General features: G+C 72.1%; 3 protein-coding genes. All 3 read right to left on the reverse strand.

All coding sequences use genetic code 11. From position 1 onward, the window contains the following. Positions 1-103: 103 nt before the first annotated feature. The 3 genes from BIU97_RS13885 to BIU97_RS13895 all read right to left on the reverse strand — a co-directional run bounded on the left by BIU97_RS13885 (position 104) and on the right by BIU97_RS13895 (position 2,487). A complete protein-coding gene (locus tag BIU97_RS13885) occupies positions 104-667 on the reverse strand; it encodes a DUF805 domain-containing protein (protein WP_083404847.1) in 564 nt (187 codons plus the stop codon). A 76-nt stretch (positions 668-743) separates the two neighbouring features. After that, positions 744-1,475: a DUF805 domain-containing protein gene (locus tag BIU97_RS18385; RefSeq protein ID WP_254783000.1), complete on the reverse strand. Its 732-nt coding sequence runs from the start codon at positions 1,473-1,475 to the stop codon at positions 744-746. Positions 1,476-1,542: 67 nt separating this feature from the next. After that, complete coding sequence (locus BIU97_RS13895) at positions 1,543-2,487, reverse strand: NADP-dependent oxidoreductase (RefSeq protein ID WP_071261431.1); 945 nt, start codon at positions 2,485-2,487, stop codon at positions 1,543-1,545. Between the last annotated feature and the right edge of the window lie 114 nt (positions 2,488-2,601).

Consider the following 2,601-nt stretch of genomic DNA (forward strand, 5'->3'; position numbering starts at 1 on the left):
GGCTGCTGCCCGTACCCGGGCTGCTGGCCGTAACCCGGCTGCTGCCCGGAGCCCGACTGACCGCCGCCGGGCGGCTGACCCCAGCCGGGCGTGCCGTCGTTGCTCACTTGCTGCCAGTGGGTCGGTCGTAGCGAGCACCCTCGGGGTTCGACGGCAGGAACATCATCACGAAGACCGCGAGCGGGCCGAGGACCGGGATGATCAGCAGCAGCGCGAACAGGCCGCTGAAGCCGCCGTCGTGCAGGCGGCGGACGATCAGCGCCAGCGTGGGGACGAGCAGGACGAGCCCGACGATCCAGAACGGCACGCCGACGACGGGGTTCGTGCTCATCGTCGAGACGCCCGTGTACCCCGGCGTCGACGTGGTCGTCGTGGTGCCGGTGGCGCCGATGAGGATGCCCGTGACGATCGACAGCACGAAGCCGATGATGGCGGCCCAGAGGTACCACCACCAGTACTCGCTGCGGCTAGCCCGCCCGCTGAAGGTCGCGTACTTCTTGAAGAAGCGCGCGAACGCCTTCGGGAACGAGATGCCGTACCACGGCGCCCACAGGGGCGGTTCGCCGTGCGCACCGGTGGCGGGCGGCTGGCCGTACTGCTGCGTGCCGCCGAACTGTGCGTTCGGCTGGCCGTCGCCGTGGTGCTGCGGTTGGTACTGGTCGCTCACGCGGTCCCCCTCGGGTTGTTGGTCGATGCTCACGTCGGAGTCAACCAGAACCCGAGGGGACCCGCGCCGGAAGCTCCTAGCTGCCGTACCCCGCCACGGTCGGGCGGTCGAAGCGCTGCCCCTGCGGGTTCGTGCCGAGGCAGCCGATGACGAGCGAGAACAGGATGCCGAGCGGCGGGATGACGAAGAACAAGGCGAACCAGCCGCTCAGGTTGACGTCGTGCAGGCGACGGACGGTGAGCGCGATGTATCCGAGCGCGCAGGCCAGGCCCCACAGCCGCCCGAACAGGTTCGACACGTCGGCGTCGCCGGGCAGCACGACGTCGATGATCCCACCGACGATCCCGAGCACCACCGACGCGATGGCGAACCAGAGCACCCAGTACCAGTACTCGCTCTGGCTCGCACGGCCGTCGAACCGCACGTACTTCTTCCAGAAGCGCGTGAAGCCCTGTACGAAGGGCGCGTTGTACCAGGGCGCCCACAGGGGCGGCTCCCCGGACGTGCCCGGCTGCTGCGCGTACGGGTTCGGCGAGGACGGCTGTCCGTACTGCCCCTGCTGTCCGTACTGCCCCTGCTGCCCGTACGGGTTCTGCTGGCCGTACTGACTCTGCTGGCCGTACGGGCTCTGCTGCCCGTGCTGCGGCTGCTGGCCGTACGGGCTCTGCTGGCCGTACGGGCTCTGCTGGCCGTACGGGTCCTGCTGGCCGTGCTGCGGCTGCTGCCCGTACGGGTCCTGCGGACCGGACGCGTCGTGGTCGTTCGGCTGCTGGCCGTACGGGTCGCGGGGCGGGTACTGGTCGCTCACTGGTTCGTTCCTTCCGGCGGAGTGCTGTCCCTGAGAGTCTGGCATCCCGCCGGACCGCTCGTGTCGTTCACGGCAGCAGTGCGAGCTTGCCGCCCGGGTGCCCGGACTCGAGCAGCTCGGCGGCTGCACGCGCCTCGGCGAGCGGGAAGGTCCGGGCCACCGGCACGACGAGGTCACCCGCGCCGGCGAGGTCGATCAGCCGCTGTCGCACCGAGTCACGGAACGCCTTGCTGGCGGCCTGGGCTCCCCCGACGGCGGGGAACCCGGCCTCGGCTGCGCGGGCGAAGGCCGCGATGGTGACGATTCGCGACCGGTCGGCGACCAGGGCCAGCGACACGTCGACGGCCTCGTCCGTCCCGACGCAGTCGAGCGCCACGTCGATCCGGTCGCCGTCGCCGTCGCCCGCCAGCGCCCGCACCCGGTGCTCGAGCCCGTCGCCGTAGGCGATCCACTCGCCGCCGAAGTCCGCGACGGTGTCGGCGTTGCGCTCCGACGCCGTCCCGATGACCCGTGCGCCGAGCAGCCGGAGCTGCTGCAGCAGGCTGACCCCGACCGCCCCGGCGGCTCCGTGCACGAGGACCGTGTCGCCGCCGGACGCTCGGCTGACCCGGATCATGTCGGCGGCGGTGGTCGCCGCCAGCAGCAGGTTCGCCGCCTCGGCGAACCCGAGCGTCGCCGGCTTGGCGAACACGTCGGCAGCCGGCACGGTCATCCGCTCGGCCCACCCGCCGTTCACCCGGAACGCCAGGACCTCGTCGCCGACCGCTCCCCCGCCGGACGCGATCGTCGTGTCCGGGCCGAGCGCTTCGATGACGCCGGCGACCTCGTACCCGACGGGGATCGGCAGGTCGTCCGGGTCGCCCTGCCGCGTGTGCTTCGTGTCCGCGGGGTTCATGCCCGCCGCGCGGACGGTGATCGTGACCTCGCCACGGCCGGGAGCGGGGACGTCGGTCTCCACGAACTCCAGGACCTCGCTGCCGCCGAACCGTGGGGCCACCCAGTGCTTCGTCATGCGCCGGACGCTACTCGCGGGTACCGGTGGACGCCGACGGCTGCACCTCCGGCGGCCCCGCGGGGCGCGGTGCTGCACGCGAGCCCGCACACGACGGGAGGCCCGTCACCAGCT

The sequence above is a fragment of the Curtobacterium sp. MCBA15_009 genome, assembly GCF_001864895.1.
Classification (GTDB): domain Bacteria; phylum Actinomycetota; class Actinomycetes; order Actinomycetales; family Microbacteriaceae; genus Curtobacterium.

Excerpts from the sequence above, each read along its gene's own strand:
- BIU97_RS13895 (WP_071261431.1), bottom strand. The coding sequence starts at position 2,487 with ATGACGAAGCACTGGGTGGCCCCACGGTTCGGCGGCAGCGAGGTCCTG.